This window comes from Vibrio hyugaensis, from assembly GCF_002906655.1.
GTDB lineage: Bacteria > Pseudomonadota > Gammaproteobacteria > Enterobacterales > Vibrionaceae > Vibrio > Vibrio hyugaensis.
This window is the reverse complement of the sequence record NZ_CP025795.1, coordinates 1,594,318-1,609,489: the sequence shown is the minus strand read 5'-3', so window position 1 is coordinate 1,609,489 and position 15,172 is coordinate 1,594,318. Positions and strand designations below refer to the sequence as shown.

18 protein-coding genes and 1 riboswitch are annotated in these 15,172 nt (G+C 44.3%); of the genes, 3 read left to right on the top strand and 15 right to left on the bottom strand.

The window, feature by feature from the left end; all coding sequences use genetic code 11:
* Nucleotides 1-127: 127 nt before the first annotated feature.
* The 4 genes from C1S74_RS24240 to C1S74_RS24225 all read right to left on the bottom strand — a co-directional run bounded on the left by C1S74_RS24240 (nucleotide 128) and on the right by C1S74_RS24225 (nucleotide 3,568).
* Nucleotides 128-1,414, bottom strand: coding sequence for an ATP-binding protein (locus C1S74_RS24240; protein ID WP_045398477.1), 1,287 nt, complete (start codon nucleotides 1,412-1,414; stop codon nucleotides 128-130).
* A complete protein-coding gene (locus C1S74_RS24235; protein ID WP_045398475.1) occupies nucleotides 1,414-2,127 on the bottom strand; it encodes a response regulator in 714 nt (237 codons plus the stop codon). Before C1S74_RS24235 ends, C1S74_RS24240 begins: the two co-directional genes overlap by 1 nt.
* A 190-nt stretch (nucleotides 2,128-2,317) precedes the next feature.
* Nucleotides 2,318-3,037 (bottom strand): SDR family oxidoreductase, encoded by a 720-nt coding sequence (locus C1S74_RS24230; RefSeq protein WP_005442483.1) that lies wholly within the window; start codon nucleotides 3,035-3,037, stop codon nucleotides 2,318-2,320.
* Between the two features lie 225 nt (nucleotides 3,038-3,262).
* On the bottom strand, nucleotides 3,263-3,568 hold the full coding sequence (locus C1S74_RS24225; RefSeq protein ID WP_009704801.1) for an isoamylase early set domain-containing protein: 306 nt from the start codon (nucleotides 3,566-3,568) through the stop codon (nucleotides 3,263-3,265).
* Between the two features lie 193 nt (nucleotides 3,569-3,761).
* Here C1S74_RS24225 and C1S74_RS24220 point away from each other — a divergent pair, with 193 nt between their 5' ends.
* Together C1S74_RS24220 and C1S74_RS24215 are read left to right on the top strand one after the other, a co-directional pair.
* Nucleotides 3,762-4,139, top strand: coding sequence for a hypothetical protein (locus C1S74_RS24220; RefSeq protein WP_009704800.1), 378 nt, complete (start codon nucleotides 3,762-3,764; stop codon nucleotides 4,137-4,139).
* Nucleotides 4,140-4,225: 86 nt separating this feature from the next.
* Nucleotides 4,226-4,825 carry a thiol:disulfide interchange protein DsbA/DsbL gene (locus tag C1S74_RS24215; protein WP_041053586.1) on the top strand — a complete coding sequence of 200 codons (600 nt, stop codon included), beginning with the start codon at nucleotides 4,226-4,228 and terminating at the stop codon, nucleotides 4,823-4,825.
* Between the two features lie 56 nt (nucleotides 4,826-4,881).
* Here C1S74_RS24215 and C1S74_RS24210 read toward each other — a convergent pair whose 3' ends face one another.
* From C1S74_RS24210 to C1S74_RS24160, 10 genes are all read right to left on the bottom strand, one after another.
* A complete protein-coding gene (locus C1S74_RS24210; protein ID WP_005433479.1) occupies nucleotides 4,882-5,127 on the bottom strand; it encodes a hypothetical protein in 246 nt (81 codons plus the stop codon).
* Nucleotides 5,128-5,281: 154 nt separating this feature from the next.
* Nucleotides 5,282-5,728 (bottom strand): DUF3429 domain-containing protein, encoded by a 447-nt coding sequence (locus C1S74_RS24205; protein WP_009704798.1) that lies wholly within the window; start codon nucleotides 5,726-5,728, stop codon nucleotides 5,282-5,284.
* An 11-nt stretch (nucleotides 5,729-5,739) separates the two neighbouring features.
* Entirely contained in the window at nucleotides 5,740-6,285 is a 546-nt protein-coding gene (locus C1S74_RS24200) for a glutathione peroxidase (protein WP_045398473.1), read from the bottom strand.
* Nucleotides 6,286-6,657: 372 nt separating this feature from the next.
* Nucleotides 6,658-7,314, bottom strand: a complete 657-nt coding sequence (gene ribB / locus C1S74_RS24190; RefSeq protein ID WP_005433496.1) for a 3,4-dihydroxy-2-butanone-4-phosphate synthase — start codon at nucleotides 7,312-7,314, stop codon at nucleotides 6,658-6,660.
* A gap of 173 nt (nucleotides 7,315-7,487) precedes the next feature.
* Nucleotides 7,488-7,628: riboswitch (FMN riboswitch) on the bottom strand.
* Between the two features lie 122 nt (nucleotides 7,629-7,750).
* Nucleotides 7,751-8,368, bottom strand: coding sequence for a PGAP1-like alpha/beta domain-containing protein (locus C1S74_RS24185; protein WP_005442468.1), 618 nt, complete (start codon nucleotides 8,366-8,368; stop codon nucleotides 7,751-7,753).
* 59 nt (nucleotides 8,369-8,427) lie between these two features.
* Entirely contained in the window at nucleotides 8,428-10,284 is a 1,857-nt protein-coding gene (locus C1S74_RS24180) for an MFS transporter (RefSeq protein WP_045398471.1), read from the bottom strand.
* Nucleotides 10,285-10,466: 182 nt separating this feature from the next.
* The gene (locus C1S74_RS24175; protein WP_045398469.1) at nucleotides 10,467-10,826 is read right to left on the bottom strand and encodes a hypothetical protein; all 360 of its coding nucleotides are present in this window, start codon (nucleotides 10,824-10,826) and stop codon (nucleotides 10,467-10,469) included.
* A 10-nt stretch (nucleotides 10,827-10,836) separates the two neighbouring features.
* On the bottom strand, nucleotides 10,837-11,574 hold the full coding sequence (locus tag C1S74_RS24170; protein ID WP_045398467.1) for a helix-turn-helix domain-containing protein: 738 nt from the start codon (nucleotides 11,572-11,574) through the stop codon (nucleotides 10,837-10,839).
* Nucleotide 11,575: 1 nt separating this feature from the next.
* A complete protein-coding gene (locus tag C1S74_RS24165; RefSeq protein WP_045398466.1) occupies nucleotides 11,576-12,229 on the bottom strand; it encodes an HD domain-containing protein in 654 nt (217 codons plus the stop codon).
* 106 nt (nucleotides 12,230-12,335) lie between these two features.
* Nucleotides 12,336-13,106: a hypothetical protein gene (locus C1S74_RS24160; protein WP_045398464.1), complete on the bottom strand. Its 771-nt coding sequence runs from the start codon at nucleotides 13,104-13,106 to the stop codon at nucleotides 12,336-12,338.
* Nucleotides 13,107-13,653: 547 nt separating this feature from the next.
* On the opposite strand from C1S74_RS24160, the gene C1S74_RS24155 reads away from it, so the two are divergent.
* A complete protein-coding gene (locus C1S74_RS24155) occupies nucleotides 13,654-13,836 on the top strand; it encodes a hypothetical protein (RefSeq protein WP_009704791.1) in 183 nt (60 codons plus the stop codon).
* Between the two features lie 52 nt (nucleotides 13,837-13,888).
* On the opposite strand, the gene C1S74_RS24150 is transcribed toward C1S74_RS24155, so the two are convergent.
* Nucleotides 13,889-15,166: a cytosine deaminase gene (locus tag C1S74_RS24150; protein ID WP_045398462.1), complete on the bottom strand. Its 1,278-nt coding sequence runs from the start codon at nucleotides 15,164-15,166 to the stop codon at nucleotides 13,889-13,891.
* Nucleotides 15,167-15,172 lie beyond the last annotated feature (6 nt).

The window sequence follows — 15,172 nt, the reverse complement described above, 5'->3', positions numbered from 1 at the left end:
AATCCATTGGTGCTGTGAATTTATGGATTAAATGTACACTGTTTTATTTTAACGCTCTGTCGGTCAATTGTATTGAAGTGTCGCCTTTTGTAATGGCTATTAGAGGGATATTGATAAGTTTATGAATTTATTTGGGAAAGCAGATCGTAAAGCACGCACCGCCATAAGGGCTGTGTGAGATTGATACTTCCCCTTTTTGCAATTCGACGATTTGTTTGACAATTGCAAGCCCCAAACCGAAGCCACTGGTACTCTTGTTACGTGATTTGTCGGCACTGTAAAACGCATCAAAAAGATGAGGCCAGTCTTTCTCTTCTACGCCATTACCATCGTCATGAACGCGAATGCAAGATTTATTCTGCGTCTCGACGATCTCTAAAACGATTTGAGTCTTAGCGTAGCGCATGGCATTGCGGAGCAGGTTATCCAAGGCACGTTTAAGCAGCTTCGGATCAGCATCAATCACCGTCTCTTGTGAGCTCGTGTCATCAATCAAGATCGAAAGCTGTGTATCACGTTGCCACTTAGGTAAAAATGATTGAGTTAAATTTGATAACGCGACAGAAGAAGTCTGAATTTCGGCATTTGGTCGCTCCATTTTGGCATAGTAGAGTAGCTCTTCGACCATATTTTCCATGTCGTCAATGTCTTCTACTATGCTGTTTACGTATTTTTGCTGCTGCTTGTCGAGAGTAGAGTCTGCCAATAGGTCTGCTTGCCATTGCAATCGAAATATAGGGGTACGTAACTCATGTGCGACGGCATTGGTGAGCATTTTGTTTGTCGTGATCAAGCGAGATACTTTTTCTGCCATGTGGTTGAAGCTTTTATTAAGTGTACCAACCGACTTAGCACTGGATGTATCTGCCCGAGCATTAAAATCACCAGAAGCAAAGTCCACAGTGACCTTTTCCAGTGCACGAACTCGGCGGCTCAAAAACCAAATCAAAAGCACACAATAAAGCGCGAAACCTGCGAGGAAGAACAGCCAAACAATGTTGTCATCAAAATTAATGGCTTGAATGATCGGGCTATTAGGGTTTTGGCTTAATTTAAACACCGGCGAACCTGGTTCGAAGCGGAACCACAAGTCTCGTTCGTCGTCGAACGCAGTGTTCACAAAAGGATCTTCATCAAAGGTTTTTTCAACTTCCGGCGGAAGGCTCGTCATTTCTTGTGCGATTAACAGCATGTGACTAGAAGTCGCGAACTTCTCTAATTGCTGGATGGTATAATTTTCGCCTTTCTCTTGGTAAATAGGGTAAATCAATTCATGGAAAGCTTGCGCTTCATGCTCTTCAAGTAAGTAGTCGTAGTCAGTATTTAGTTGATACACAATGACTTCATAGCCAACTAAGCTGGCAACGAAAAGAATGATCAGACCTAAAAAGCTTTCCAGATAAATGCGCTTCATTACGCATTCCAAGCGTCTGGCATAAATAAATAGCCTTTGCCACGCACAGTAATGATCTTTTGAGGTGGGGTAGAGGTATCTCCGAGTTTCTTTCTCAACGTTACGATGCGGTTGTCGATGGTGCGGTCAGTCCCATCGTACTCGATACCACGTAGAGTTTTTGTCAGCCACTCGCGAGAAAGGGTTTGTTCAGGGTGGCTTGCGAGTACCCAAAGTAAGTCGAATTCACCGTCGGTGAGGGCTATTAGCTCATGATTAAGTGCGCAGGCCTTGCGCAGACGATTTAAGCATAACACGCCAATTTCAAGGCAATTATCGGAATCTGAAGTGGCTACCTCTTTGCGTCGCAGCAACATTCGGATACGAGCAAGAAGTACGCGAGGCTTGATGGGTTTAGTTACGAAGTCATCGGCACCAATTTCAAGTGCAGCAACGTGGTCAAAATCGTCATCGCTGGCCGTTAACATTAAGACTTTACCCTTGTAGCATTCGCGAATTTGACGGCAAACACTCAATCCATCCTGGCCCGGTAACATTAAATCGAGTAAGACAAGGCTAGGTTGGCTTTCAAGTATCGCATCTGGTGCGTCCGTCCCGTTGTCGATACAACTGACGTCAAAGCCCTGTCCTGCAAAGTATTCGCCTAACATGGCCTGTAATTTAGGGTCGTCTTCTACAATGATAAGAGATTGCTTGGTGTCTTGTACGTTCATAGCAGTGATGCGTTTGTAGGAATTATCCTTGAAACTTAAACAAATTTGTCAGGTATTTCAATAAACGCAAAGAGTCAGAGGATATTTATAGGTGAGGGTGGTTGTTTTTAACAAGCGCAAAATAATAAAGCTCCGATAAAAATCGGAGCTTTTTAAAACGTTTTCTGATAATTAGCTAGAAAATTAACAATTAAGGCTGTTGCTTAGTTGGCGCTAATGCAATTTCACGGATACAAACGTTTTGTGGTTGTTGGTAAGCAAATACAACTGCACGTGCGATGTCATCAGCAGCTAGCACGCCGCCCATGTCTTCTTTCCACGCACCGTAACCATCTTTGATTTCTTGCGATGTTGTGTGAGAAAGCAGTTCAGTTTCTACAGCGCCTGGTGCGATTGTTGTTACGCGAACGTTTGATGCAGCCACTTCTTCACGAACGTTTTCAGAAATTGCGTGAACTGCGAATTTAGTACCACAGTAAGCCGCATGATCTGGGAACGTCTTTTTACCTGCGATTGAGCTGATGTTGATGATAGTACCGCTGTTACGTGCTTTCATTGGTGCTAGCACAGACTGCATGCCGTTTAGCAAACCAAGTACGTTCACGTCGAACATACGTTTCCACTCTGATGCATCTTGTGTGTCAATTTGACCAAGTAGCATTACGCCTGCGTTGTTTACTAGTGCGTCAGCAGGGCCAAATTTCTCTTCTGCTTTAGCAATTGCCGCTTCAAATGAAGCTTTTTCAGTAACGTCTACTTTTTCACATAGCGTGTTTGGTAGGTTTAGTGCTTCTAAGCGCTCTACACGACGGGCAAGAAGAAGAAGTGGGTGACCTTCATCGCTTAGACGGCGTGCGATAGCTTCACCAATACCAGAACTTGCACCTGTGATTACAATCAGTTTTTTCATCTTTTGTTTCCTTAATTTTTTAAGAATCGCTTTCGTTTGAGAGCAGCTTTTAGTCAAGAACACCTGTTTCGCTGCGATGTGGATATATTAAGGAAATGGCTTTTGTTGATATATATCACTTCAGTTAAAACACTGTTGTCATATAGCAACAATAAGCAATAACTCAATGAAAATTAGACAATAAAAAAGGCGCACTCGGTGCGCCTTTGTTTCTGAATTCGGTGCTTAAGCGATTTGCTCTTGTGTGCATACAACGCTGTTATCGCTACCAAAGCCATTTGGCACGTATGCGTCTGCTTGTGGATCGTTTTCCCACTCGGCTTCGTTGAATAGGTAACGGAACTGGATATTCTGTTCCTTCGGCAAGCGCGTCTTAAACTTAAACTGGCCACTTTTCTTCACGAGCTTCATTGGTTCTGGTTGCCAGTTGTTGAAATCGCCTGCAATTTGAATCGACTCCCACTGGTTTTTGTCTAGCTCGAACGTGACTTCGACTTCATCTTTTGTTTTAAAGAATCTCTTTTTAAGCATTAATCTTTCCTTGTTTGTACAAAAACTGATCTAACTATTACTCAGGTTTCATAGTGATTTCAAGTGTTATCGGCATTGCAGTCGGTATCGAGTGTCAGAATCGTCTTGTTTGTGAACCTAGCATTAAGTGATTGGCTTGTATGAAAAGAAGGATTCTGTATGATGAAGATTCACCGTATTTTGAAGAAGTTATATGCTGAGTTTTAACCGTACATTCATGACGACAATGCTCTGTCTATTAGCCATGTTGCTAACGGGCGTAGCGTCGAGTGTGCGTGCAGCCACAGCGCCAATCGAAGTGAGTTCGAATAACGATAGAACGGCTGAGCTTCATCAAAAGATGGGCGTGGACAATACGGACTGTATTGAATCACACCATGGTGATCATCTGATGGAGAAAGGGCAGCAAGTGCACACCAGTTGTAGCTCTTCTTGTATCGTCAAAATACCAACTAACCTCTTGCAAGATGATGTGATTTTATTACCGCATAGTCTTGCATTGATTGATAAATCACCCACCCCAAAAGCAGTGACAGTGATTTATAAGCCTTACCGTCCTCCTATTGTTTGATCCCTTTATTCATCACAAACCAGCACTGCTGGACTTTTAAACATTAATTAATGAATACGGCACACCTGTGTCCAAAGGAATCAAACATGAAAAAGCTATTTGCTCTTTGTAGCACTCTACTACTGGCATTCACTGCTCACGCGGCGCAATTTGAAGCGGGTAAACACTACAAAATCTTGGATGTAGAGAAAGCAAAAACACCGACAGTCACCGAGTTCTTCTCTTTCTATTGCCCACACTGTTACAAATTTGAATCTGTCATCGACAACTTGAAACCAGCGTTGCCGAAAGACGCTAGCTTTGAGAAAGTGCATGTCGCATTTATGGGCGGTGATATGGCTGTTCCGATGGCGAAGTCTTACGCAACAATGGTGTCACTAGGTGTTGAGGATAAGATGGTACCGGCGATGTTTGCGCAAATTCATCAGAAGCGTCAAGCGCCTCAAAACGAAGCAGAGCTTAAGCAGCTGTTCGTTGATAATGGCGTCGATGGCAAAAAGTTCGATGCGGCGTACAACAGCTTTGCAGTGAACTCTATGCAGAAAGGTTTTGATAAGCAATTCAAACAAAGCACGCTGACTGGGGTTCCGGGTGTTGTGGTGAACAACAAGTACATTGTGTTGCCAAATGAGATCCGCAGTTACGATGATTACAACGCGTTGGTGAACTACTTATTAACGCTATAATCGCATCAATAAAAATGGCGACCAATGAGGTCGCCATTTTTTATGTTCTTTTTGCGTTAGCGAAGCACAGCCGTGCAAGCTGCGGTTGGCATATCAGTCATAAAGATCGCATTTGGATAAAACAAGCTAGCAACAGTGACGGCAACGTTACAAGGCTGAGCGATGGTGGTTTTCACTACGTTGTTAAGAACAACTCCAGTGGTATTCACCGTATTGACCGCAGCCTGTTGTGCTTGATAAGACACACAACCTGCTGTTGCATTAATAACTGCGGTACTAAAAAGAAGTTTACGAAAAAACATATTCATATCCTTTGTGAATGCTTTTGAGATACTTATATGACCATCCATTCATAATTAAAACAAAACGGTGTTCAAAATTACGCGCACTTCACGAAATGAACATTGTTTTATATAACTTGGTTAATTTTGTGATCTGGTAGGTGGACAGACCAGTTTAAGCAATTAAAACCAACCCATGCATAAGTACCACACCTGTCGTGAGCTTGCCTCGCATCATCTGATACCCTTTTGGCTCCGCCTCTTTTTCTACTCTTCGAATCAACTTTTCTGCGTACCAAACGGCAATGTAGCCAGCAGCCAATAATAGAGTCGCGATAACATAATGCTTGTTACCTTGCAGCAGCGCTCCCCAAGCAAGCAATACGAATAAGTTACTTAGCACTAAGGCATTTCGACTCAATCGATGGTAGAAATGATCAATGGCGTTTCCCCAAAGTACCCCGGAAAGAAAACTCAAAATCACCGCACTGTAAGCAATAAAAAACTGCTCCCCAGATAAGTTAAACAAAGTCCTTTCTGTAACGATGAGAACCAAGCTGAACAGAAAGGGCAGCAGTCCTAAATAACCCAATTGCAGCATTGTCGTACGTGTGGTCGTCATAGCAGCCTTCCTTACAGTTGCTTTTCAATCATGTTAGTAAGCGTAGTACTTGTTGGAAAGGTTGAACTTGGGAAGGTCGCAACGACTTTACCTTCTTTGTTGATTAAGAACTTGTAGAAGTTCCATTTCGGAGTAATGCCCGCTTGAGTACTGATCTCGACGAATACTGGGTTTGCACCCTCGCCAAGAACAGAGGTTCGCGCCATCATAGGGAAGGTAACACCATAGTCGAGATAGCAAATTTTAGCGGTTTTTTCTTCACTGCCACGGTCTTGACGAAAGTCGTTACTTGGAAAGCCCACAACGGCAAAGTTTTGATCTTTGTAAGTCTGATGCAACTGCTCTAATTGCTCGAATTGAGGGGTAAAGCCACACTGGCTTGCGGTGTTCACGACCAGTAGCGTTTTGCCTTTGAAGGCGTCACAAAGCTCTATTTCTTCCGTTGAATTGAGAAGCCTTTGCTTTCCTTGCAAGATATCTGGACAGCTCGATGCAAAAGCCAAAGAGCTAGCGGAGAGTAGTGTTGCGGCAAGTGCGCTGCGAGTGATTCCCTTCATGATGTTGATTCCTTTTGTTTTTCTAGGGTCTGTTGACCTTTCGAACTGATTTTTGCAGTGATTTGTGGGTCATTTATACAAGGCAGAGGCTTTGAAATGTAGTGGTCTACCTGATAAGCCGATAACGAAGTAGAAATAAGCCACAAACGCTGCCCGAAGGGTTCGTCTAAAAGCGTTTTACTCTTTGTTGAGAGGTATTTGCTTAGAATGACTAGGCTACAAACCTCTCGCCGCGATTAAAACGCTTTTATCTCGAACAAAACTTAACCACGAAAAGTCAATAGACCCTAAGTATAACTACTAGCAAAGGAATCAAATCGATCAAAAAGCCGCTGAGTTCAGCGGCTTTCGACTAGGACAAATACGTGTTGATTACGCTAGCTTTAAATCAAATTGATTACGGTACGCAACCATGTCTTCTATGGTGAGCACTGGCATGTTGTGTAAACGACCAAACGCAACGATCTCTGGTGCTTTTGCCATGGTGCCATCTGGGTTTGTCACCTCACATAGCACGCCTGCAGGCTGCAAACCGGCCATTTGCATCAGATCGATAGTGCCTTCTGTGTGACCACGACGAGTCATTACGCCACCAGGACGAGCACGTAGAGGGAATACATGACCAGGACGAGCTAAGTCATCTGGTTTTGCATTTGGGTTTGCTGCTGTTTTGATGGTTGTTACACGGTCAGCGGCAGAAACGCCAGTTGTTACGCCTTGCTTCGCTTCAATAGAAACCGTGAAAGCTGTTTGGTTTGCGCTGTTGTTGTTCACAACCATTGGTGGCAGTTCCAATTTGTCTGCTTGAGCGTCTGTCAGGCATAGGCACACAATGCCGCTGCATTCGCGGATCATCAGAGCCATTTGCTCATTAGTCAGGTGCTCTACGGAATAAATGATGTCGCCTTCGTTTTCACGATCTTCATCGTCAAGAAGAAGCACGCCACGGCCTTCTTTTAATGCGATAAGTGCGTTTTCAACGCGAGTAATTGGGTCGCCAAATTCGGCAAGTAGTGATGACTGATTCATGGTTAACTCCTAAATATCACCAGAATCAGGGCGGTATGAGGGATCGTCACATTCTATGCAGGCAATGAGCCGCCAACGGTAAGATGGCACAAACCCACGCAATAAAAATGCGATCCAAAAAGAAGTGCACCAGTGTTCATCAACACAGAACGTTGAGGAAACCGCTGATGTTTTCTTATTCTCTTTCATCCGGACTATAACCGTCGGCTCTGGCATCTCACCAGATCTGCTGACCTCGACGAATCGAGCGCTCGCGGGCTCACTCAAAAGAGTATACCGCCGGTGGGGAATTTCGCCCCGCCCTGAGAACATTGAATCCAACCAATATGGTTAGAAGTAAAAAACTCCGACACTCAAATGAGTGGTCGGAGTAGAGATAGTACTGCGAACGCCTTGGCTTGAAAAGTAGATTGCAACTACTTGATGGAAAAGTGCGCTATCTGCTGAAGTGATCAGTTTTGATAAAGTGATCAATCTGCGCAGGTACATAGGTGTTGTAGATAAGGCTAGTGTGAGTCTGTTTCGTCTCTATATGATCTTGCATGCCTTCTAAACGTGTTTCATCAACGGTCACTGTGCCATCAGACATGGTGTTGTCTTTATGCATGAGAATAGGCCTAGCGCCAATGCCCATTGTGCCTGCGATGCTGCCGAGCTTTTGTGGGAAAGTCCAAACATCTTCGTGCTTGTTAAGGCCGTGATACGGTGAGTTACCAAGCATCGCACCGAATCCCAAATCTTGAATGCGAGTGACGATAGAAGCGCCTTTCAGTGGCGAGCCAATTGCCACAACGTGGGACACCAGACTTGTCGATGGCTTTCTGCTCGCGAGGTATCGTTTAATCATCAAACCGCCTAGGCTATGACCCACCAACACATTGGCAGTCAGCGGATTAAGCGCCTTGTCGATGGAATCGAACAGCGACTCTTCGTTAATTGAAACCGTGTTGTAACTCAATACTTGGGTCTCGTAGCCCAGCTTTCTCAGCTTTTGGCTAAGAGGCTGCATGACCAGCCCATGCATATAAAGACCATGTAAGATGATGATTTTCATAATACCTCCTAGATTTATGACGTTGATTTTATCCTACTAGATTCTCCACGAAACTACTGTCAGCGAATTAGCAAATCTTGCACTTCTTTTTGTAACAAATGGCGATCTAACGTGGTTGGTTGCAATAGCTCACCAATATTGACTTCGATACGAGACCAAAAGCGAGTAGGGCGCTTCGTTAACGCGTGTCCATTTTTGTGGCTGAAGAAAGATCCCCATAAGCCTTTTAGTGCCATTGGAATTACCGGTACGGGGGTTCGTTTTAGAATCTTCTCTACACCAGGTCTAAACTCGCCTAGTTCACCATTTGACGTCAATCGACCTTCAGGGAAGATACAAACTACTTCATCATTATTAAGAGCATGCTCAATTTTCTCGAAAGCCTTTTTGTAAGTCTCTGCACATTTGCGCGGCGAACAAATAGGGATAACGCCAGCATGACGAAAAACGTGTTTAAGAACAGGCAGCTCACTGATTGATTTGTCCATCACGAATCGAACAGGACGGGTTGATGTGCCCATAAGAATCAAAGCGTCTACATAGCTCACATGGTTTGCCACAATCAGCGCAGCGCCTTGTTCTGGGATATGCTGACGACCGGTTACCGAAACTCGGTACAGACAGTGGCTTAGTAAGTAGCTAATAAAGCGCTGAGTAAACTCAGGTACTTGACGGTAAACGTAGATAGCCACGATGAAGTTACCGACGGCCAAAATGGCAAATAGCTCAACAATAGAGAACTCTAAAACACTTAACACAAAGATAGAAACAGCAGCGGAAGCGACCATAAACAGTGCGTTCATGATGTTGTTTGCCGCAATAGATTGAGCACATTCGCCTTCTTCTGAGCGCGATTGGATAAACGCATAAAGGGGAACAATAAATACGCCTCCGCTCACACCAACCAAGAACAAGTCGATCATCACTCGAATATGTGAAGACTGGGCAATAAAGCTTTGTACATCGTAATACTGACTTGGGAAAGATTCGATTGCAGGTACTGCCCATAGTAGGTCGGCACTGAAAATCGTTAAGCCCAAAATACCAAATGGCAGAATACCCAGTTCAACTTGATTGAAAGACAGCTTTTCACATAACCATGAGCCTGTCGCGATACCAACTGAGAACAGAGCCAACAACAGAGAAACCACAGTGCTGTCTGCAAATAGGTGTTCACGAGCAAAATTTGGGAATTGAGTCAGGTAAGTCGCACCCATAAACCAGAACCAACTGATCGCTAGAATTGACATCCAAATACCGCGTTGTTTTTGTGCCAGTTTGAGTGTTTTCTTCAAACCAGTAATAGGTTCGAATTTTACTTTGTCACGTTTCTTACTTGGCAGAGAGGGGATGTTTGCGCTGCTCAAAAAGCCCAGTAGTGAAAGCGTAATCACAATGCAAGAGGCGATAAGCATACCATTTGGAATCGCAAGCAATAGACCTGCGCTTAATGTACCAATCAGGATAGAAAGGAAAGTTCCAATCTCAACCCAAGCGTTACCTTTCACTAGCTCATCAGATTTAAGCGCTTGAGGAAGTAGAGCGTATTTCACAGGGCCGAAGTAAGCCGATTGAGTACCAGTCATGAAGAGTAGAGCCAGCATTAGAATGGCACTCTGCGTCATGATAGCCGTCGCTGCACAACTCATGATCACTAATTCAATAAGTTTTAAGCGGCGGATTAACTTGGCTTTGTCCATGTTGTCGGCAATCGCACCAGCGTGGGCTGAAAACAAAAAGAAGGGAAGAATAAATAAGCCTGCCGCAAGGTTAACAAAGAGGTCAACCGACATCGGTAGTGAGTCAATTTGGCTGTAGGTCACCATCAACAAGAGAACATTCTTGTAGATATTGTCGTTCAGTGCACCAAGGCACTGAGTCACAAAATAGGGGAAGAATCGTTTAGTGAGAAACATGCTGGCTCCGTAATTGCAAAATCGCTTTGAGATGGGAGCACTTTAAAGGCTTGGCTTTGGGAAGCCAGTGTGAAGAAAAGAGTTACGTTATGAGAAACCAAAAGTAACACTTTGCGATACTTTTGTTTTCATAATTTTGTGATATCTCACTGATTGGTGCTTTCATGCGTTACGAGATGAGCTTAGTGTCGAAACCAGACGCTGAGCATTCTCAATGTGACAAACAGAATAAAACCAGAGAGTCCAATAAAGCCTAATGTCACCAAATAAAAGAACAGACGCACCAAGCGAGCTTTCATTCGTTTGAAAAAACCGAGGCTCGGCGTAAGTTCAGGAACATGCTGAAAGCTTGAGATCATCACCCAAGCGGCAAGCGCCCACAACGCGGTTACGCCACTCGGAATAAGATAAGACTCCTTAACCACATCAGAAAGTTGCAAGAGTGTGGCAATGAACACCACAAAACCACCAAAGGCAATGAGTATGAATAAAGGGAGAATAGGTCTCGTCTTGACCGATAGGCTTTTGAGTTTATCGAGCATCAGGTAGTCCCTATTTGCGTTCCCAAGGGTTAAACAGCGGGAATGTCCAACGACGCATCGCAATCACCAGAGAGGTACCGTGCTTCTCATTCATGTCCAATGAGTCGTCGCTTTGACAGATCTGATAAAACTCATCGATGACCTTTTGTAGCTTTTGCTGCATCTTCTTGTTGGTTGGTAAGCTCATTAAGCCCGTTGCCATCACTAACTTCTCATCCTCAGCAGAGAAATAGCTCTGGAAGAAAGCTTCTTGAACTTGTTGCTGGAAGAAACGCTGAATAGGGCCACCTGTGTGCCACTTGAAAGTCGGGGATATACGCAGACGAATCTTGTTACCTGGCAGCAAGTCGATGATATTGAGGCGGTCGAGTTGGGCTAGCTTTTGTATCAGCTCTAACTCATCAAAAGTGTATTGCTCGATGATTTGTTCGAAACGATAGCCATTGACCACACAAACCGCAACCAACAATAAGCCTTTATCATCAACCAGCTGTTTTTCTTGTTCTAGCGTGAGCGACTCTAGCCCTTTGTTGTGTGCTGCTGCCAGTTTAAATAGCTCTGCCATTTCTAACCCAGTCAGCTGACAGATACGCTCCAAGCGGTCGAGGCTGATTTGACTGCCTTCTGCCAATAAGCGTTTTACAGAGCCCTCGCTTAGCTCCAAATGCTGTGCGACATCGACATAGTGCAAGCCAGACTGCTTGAGCTGGCGTTTGAGCTCTTTAATTAGGTCGTGACTTTCCGACATATTAACCTTCTACTTCTTGGCGCAACTGCTCTAGGTAAGACTGCATAAACGCTTTACGCTTCAAACCTTCTTCATATGCTGCTCTGGTGTTCATCGTCTCGACTATTTTAAACAATTTGGTTTGGAAATGATCGATGGTGAATCGTTTATCTTCCAATTCTCGATGTTCTGCAAACATGTCCTGTTCGTTATATAAGGCGGCATCAAACAACGTGCTCACTTGAATACAACGTGTCACACCAATTGCTCCAAGCGCGTCTAAACGGTCTGCGTCTTGGACGACCTGAGCTTCCAAAGTATTAGGTGTAATGTTGGCGCTAAAGCTGTGAGATTCTATCGCGTGGGCGATAGCGTCATGGTATTGAGCAGGGTAGTCGATGCTTTCGAGAAACGAAATCGCTTTAGTTGCTGCAATCGTTGAGCTTTGTTTGCGGTTCGGGTGATCTTTTGGGTAAGTAAAGCAATCATGCAGATACGCAGCAGGCAATACAACAGCTAAATCTGCACCTTCTTGTTCTGCTAGCTGACGAGCGGTTTTGACTACGCGTCGTACGTGACTGAGGTCGTGAGCGGCATCAGTTTGCATCTCTTGCTGCATAAACTGTAGGAACTGAGGCTCAAATTGGCTGAGCTCTGCTGGATTGAGTTGAGACATGGATTTCTTCAAAAAAATAAAGGCTTAGACAGAGTATGCCTAAGCCTTTATTAAATTGCCAAGTGAGACGTTGTTATTGAGATGTTGCGAAGAAAGCCTTGTTGTTTTATTGGGTGCGAGTGAATCGGAACGTTTGTACTTTTTGTTCTGCTCCGTCGATGTAAGCGTAGCTATCGATGGTCCAAACGTTTGGTCCAGCAAAGCCAAGCTCTACGCGTACATCACCCGTTGGGATGCCTTGGTAAACTACATCATTAATATTCATCGGGTAAAAGTTATAACGATTACTTTGCGATTGTTGTTCACCAGCAAATGCGACCGAAACATCTTTGGCTTCGTTGGTCAGCGTTAGTTGATAGCCTGTTTGTTGGTCGAACGTGAATGCGGCATTAAGATCTACACCTTGCGAGTTAGTCACTTTTACATTTGCTTCGGTTGTTTTTGCTAACGAGCCGTGAGCTGACAGATCTTCTAAGCCTTTAAAATCGCGATTGTGGTTTTGGATGTTTACGTTCCAATCCCCAACAAAGTTATCGATCTCTTGCCATTGCTGAGATGCGCTGGTTGTTGCTGCGTTCTGACCGCCATTAATGCCACCAATTGCTTGGTTACGGCTATCATGTCGGATATTTTCACGGTTGTTGTGAATATCCGCACCAGCACCTGCTACACCACCAGCTACACCACCCGCAACTGCGCCTTTCACGGCAAGCTCAGCATCACCCGTCAAAGCGCCCATAGTCAGACCTAAAAGTGCTCCACCTGCAGCACCTTGTTTTGTTAATGCGTTTGGATCGTCTTCTCCCGGAGTCGCGCATCCTGCAAGTAAGGGAAGAGATAGCGCCGCGACCAATGTAGTTTTGTTGAAAATGTTCATGTATTTCACTCCGAGATGTTTGGTTCGAAGCTATTATTGAACGCTGTTTGATTAGGAATCCACTTATCTCGCTGATAACCGTCGGTTATCATTGTAGAAAGGTCTTTTGCATTTAGCTCGAAATGTAAGTGTGAATCTCTGGCTTGAAGAGAGGAAAAGAAAGGGTCAGCATAACTGCTGACCCTGTTTTTAGTATTATTCTTTATTTTATAAGCACTAATTGTGACGTTGTTAGTGTTGAATTTGTGTTTGGGCAATTTTTAGAAATTTAATCTAAAGCTCAATCAACTCGCTAACTTTAGTGTTTGTTAACAAAGAGTGCAAATATTTATTATGCAAACTGTCTATATTTCTAAATTTAATTTGAAGGTGCGTCGCAATAATTAGTATTAAAAAACACATCAAAGCGTACTCGTCCTCCTTTGTTGTCTCAACTTTGAGCCCTGCATAATGAGGATCAACCTTTCATGATCCAGATCAACATTAATCCTCTATCAGAGGGATAGCATTCACGCGAAAATTGATAATTATAAATTGAGTCCGAGATATGCAGGATTTATATGAGCTAGAACGTAAGTTGGTGGAATACGGCGCAGATATGAAAGGCTTAAAGGTTGTACCTGCCATTGTTGATGAAGATGGCAAGGTTGTCTATTTAGGGAATACGCCTTCGTTGCTAAGGAATGTCATTAGTTGCCGTAGACACCTAACACAGCGCGTGAAGAAATAAAAAAAGGGTCTGATGTTAGTCAGACCCTTTTTTTGCGTTTAAAGCTCAGCAATTAGCGTTTGTACGTCACTTGCTCTTGCTTATCCAAATGAATGTGCGTTGTCGCTGGTTGCGTTTCTGCAATCACTTTACCGTGACGAACAGAGTAACGGACTGGCACTTGGCGACGTACTGCGTCGAAACCATTCTCTGCAGGAAGAATCAGTAAACTACCTGGCTTACCTGTTTCAATGCCGTGCTTGTCTTGAATGTTCAGTGTACGTGCTGAATTCGTGCTGATCAGATCCAGTGAGTTGTTGATTTGGTCGTAACCCATCACCTGACACACGTGCAGACCCATATGCAGCACTTGTAGCATGTTTGCAGTACCTAGTGGGTACCAAGGGTCAAAGACATCATCGTGACCAAAACATACGTTGATGTTTGCATTCAGCATTTCTTTAACACGAGTCACACCACGGCGTTTCGGGTAATCATCGAAGCGCCCTTGAAGGTGGATGTTCACCAATGGGTTTGCAACGAAGTTGATGCCAGACATACGTAGCAAACGGAACAGGCGAGATGCGTAAGCACCGTTGTAAGAGCCCATCGCCGTTGTATGGCTTGCGGTTACCTTGTGACCCATGTTGAATTTGTGCGCTAGCGCTGCAAGCGTTTCAACAAAGCGTGACTGCTCGTCATCGATCTCATCACAGTGTACGTCGATCAAACGGTCGTATTTCTGTGCCAGTTCGAAAACGTAGTGCAGAGACTCGATGCCGTACTCACGAGTGAATTCAAAGTGAGGAATAGCACCAATAACGTCAGCACCCAACTGAACCGCTTCTTCTAGCAATTCTTTACCATTCGGGTAAGACAGAATGCCTTCTTGTGGAAACGCAACGATTTGGATGTCTACCCACTCTTTCATTTCTTCGCGTACCTCTACCATCGCTTTCAGTGCGATTAGGGTAGGGTCAGAAACGTCAACGTGAGTACGAACGTGTTGCACACCGTTAGCAATTTGCCACTTTAGAGTTTGCTTCGCGCGTGATTTCACGTCTTCAATTGACAGTAATTCTTTGCGCTCAGCCCAACGCTCAATACCTTCGAAAAGCGTACCTGAAATGTTCCAGCTTGGCTCACCTGCTGTTTGCGTTGTGTCTAGGTGAATGTGAGGCTCACAGAATGGAGCGACAGCCATGCCGCCCTCTGCATCAAGCACTTCACCTGTGTAATTTAGCTCTACATTATTGTCTTCAATACGCTTGAATTGACCATCCTCAATCAAAATTTGCTGGAGACCTTCCTGTCCCTTTAGCGTTGCGTTCTTGATCAATAGTGTTGTCATGATGGT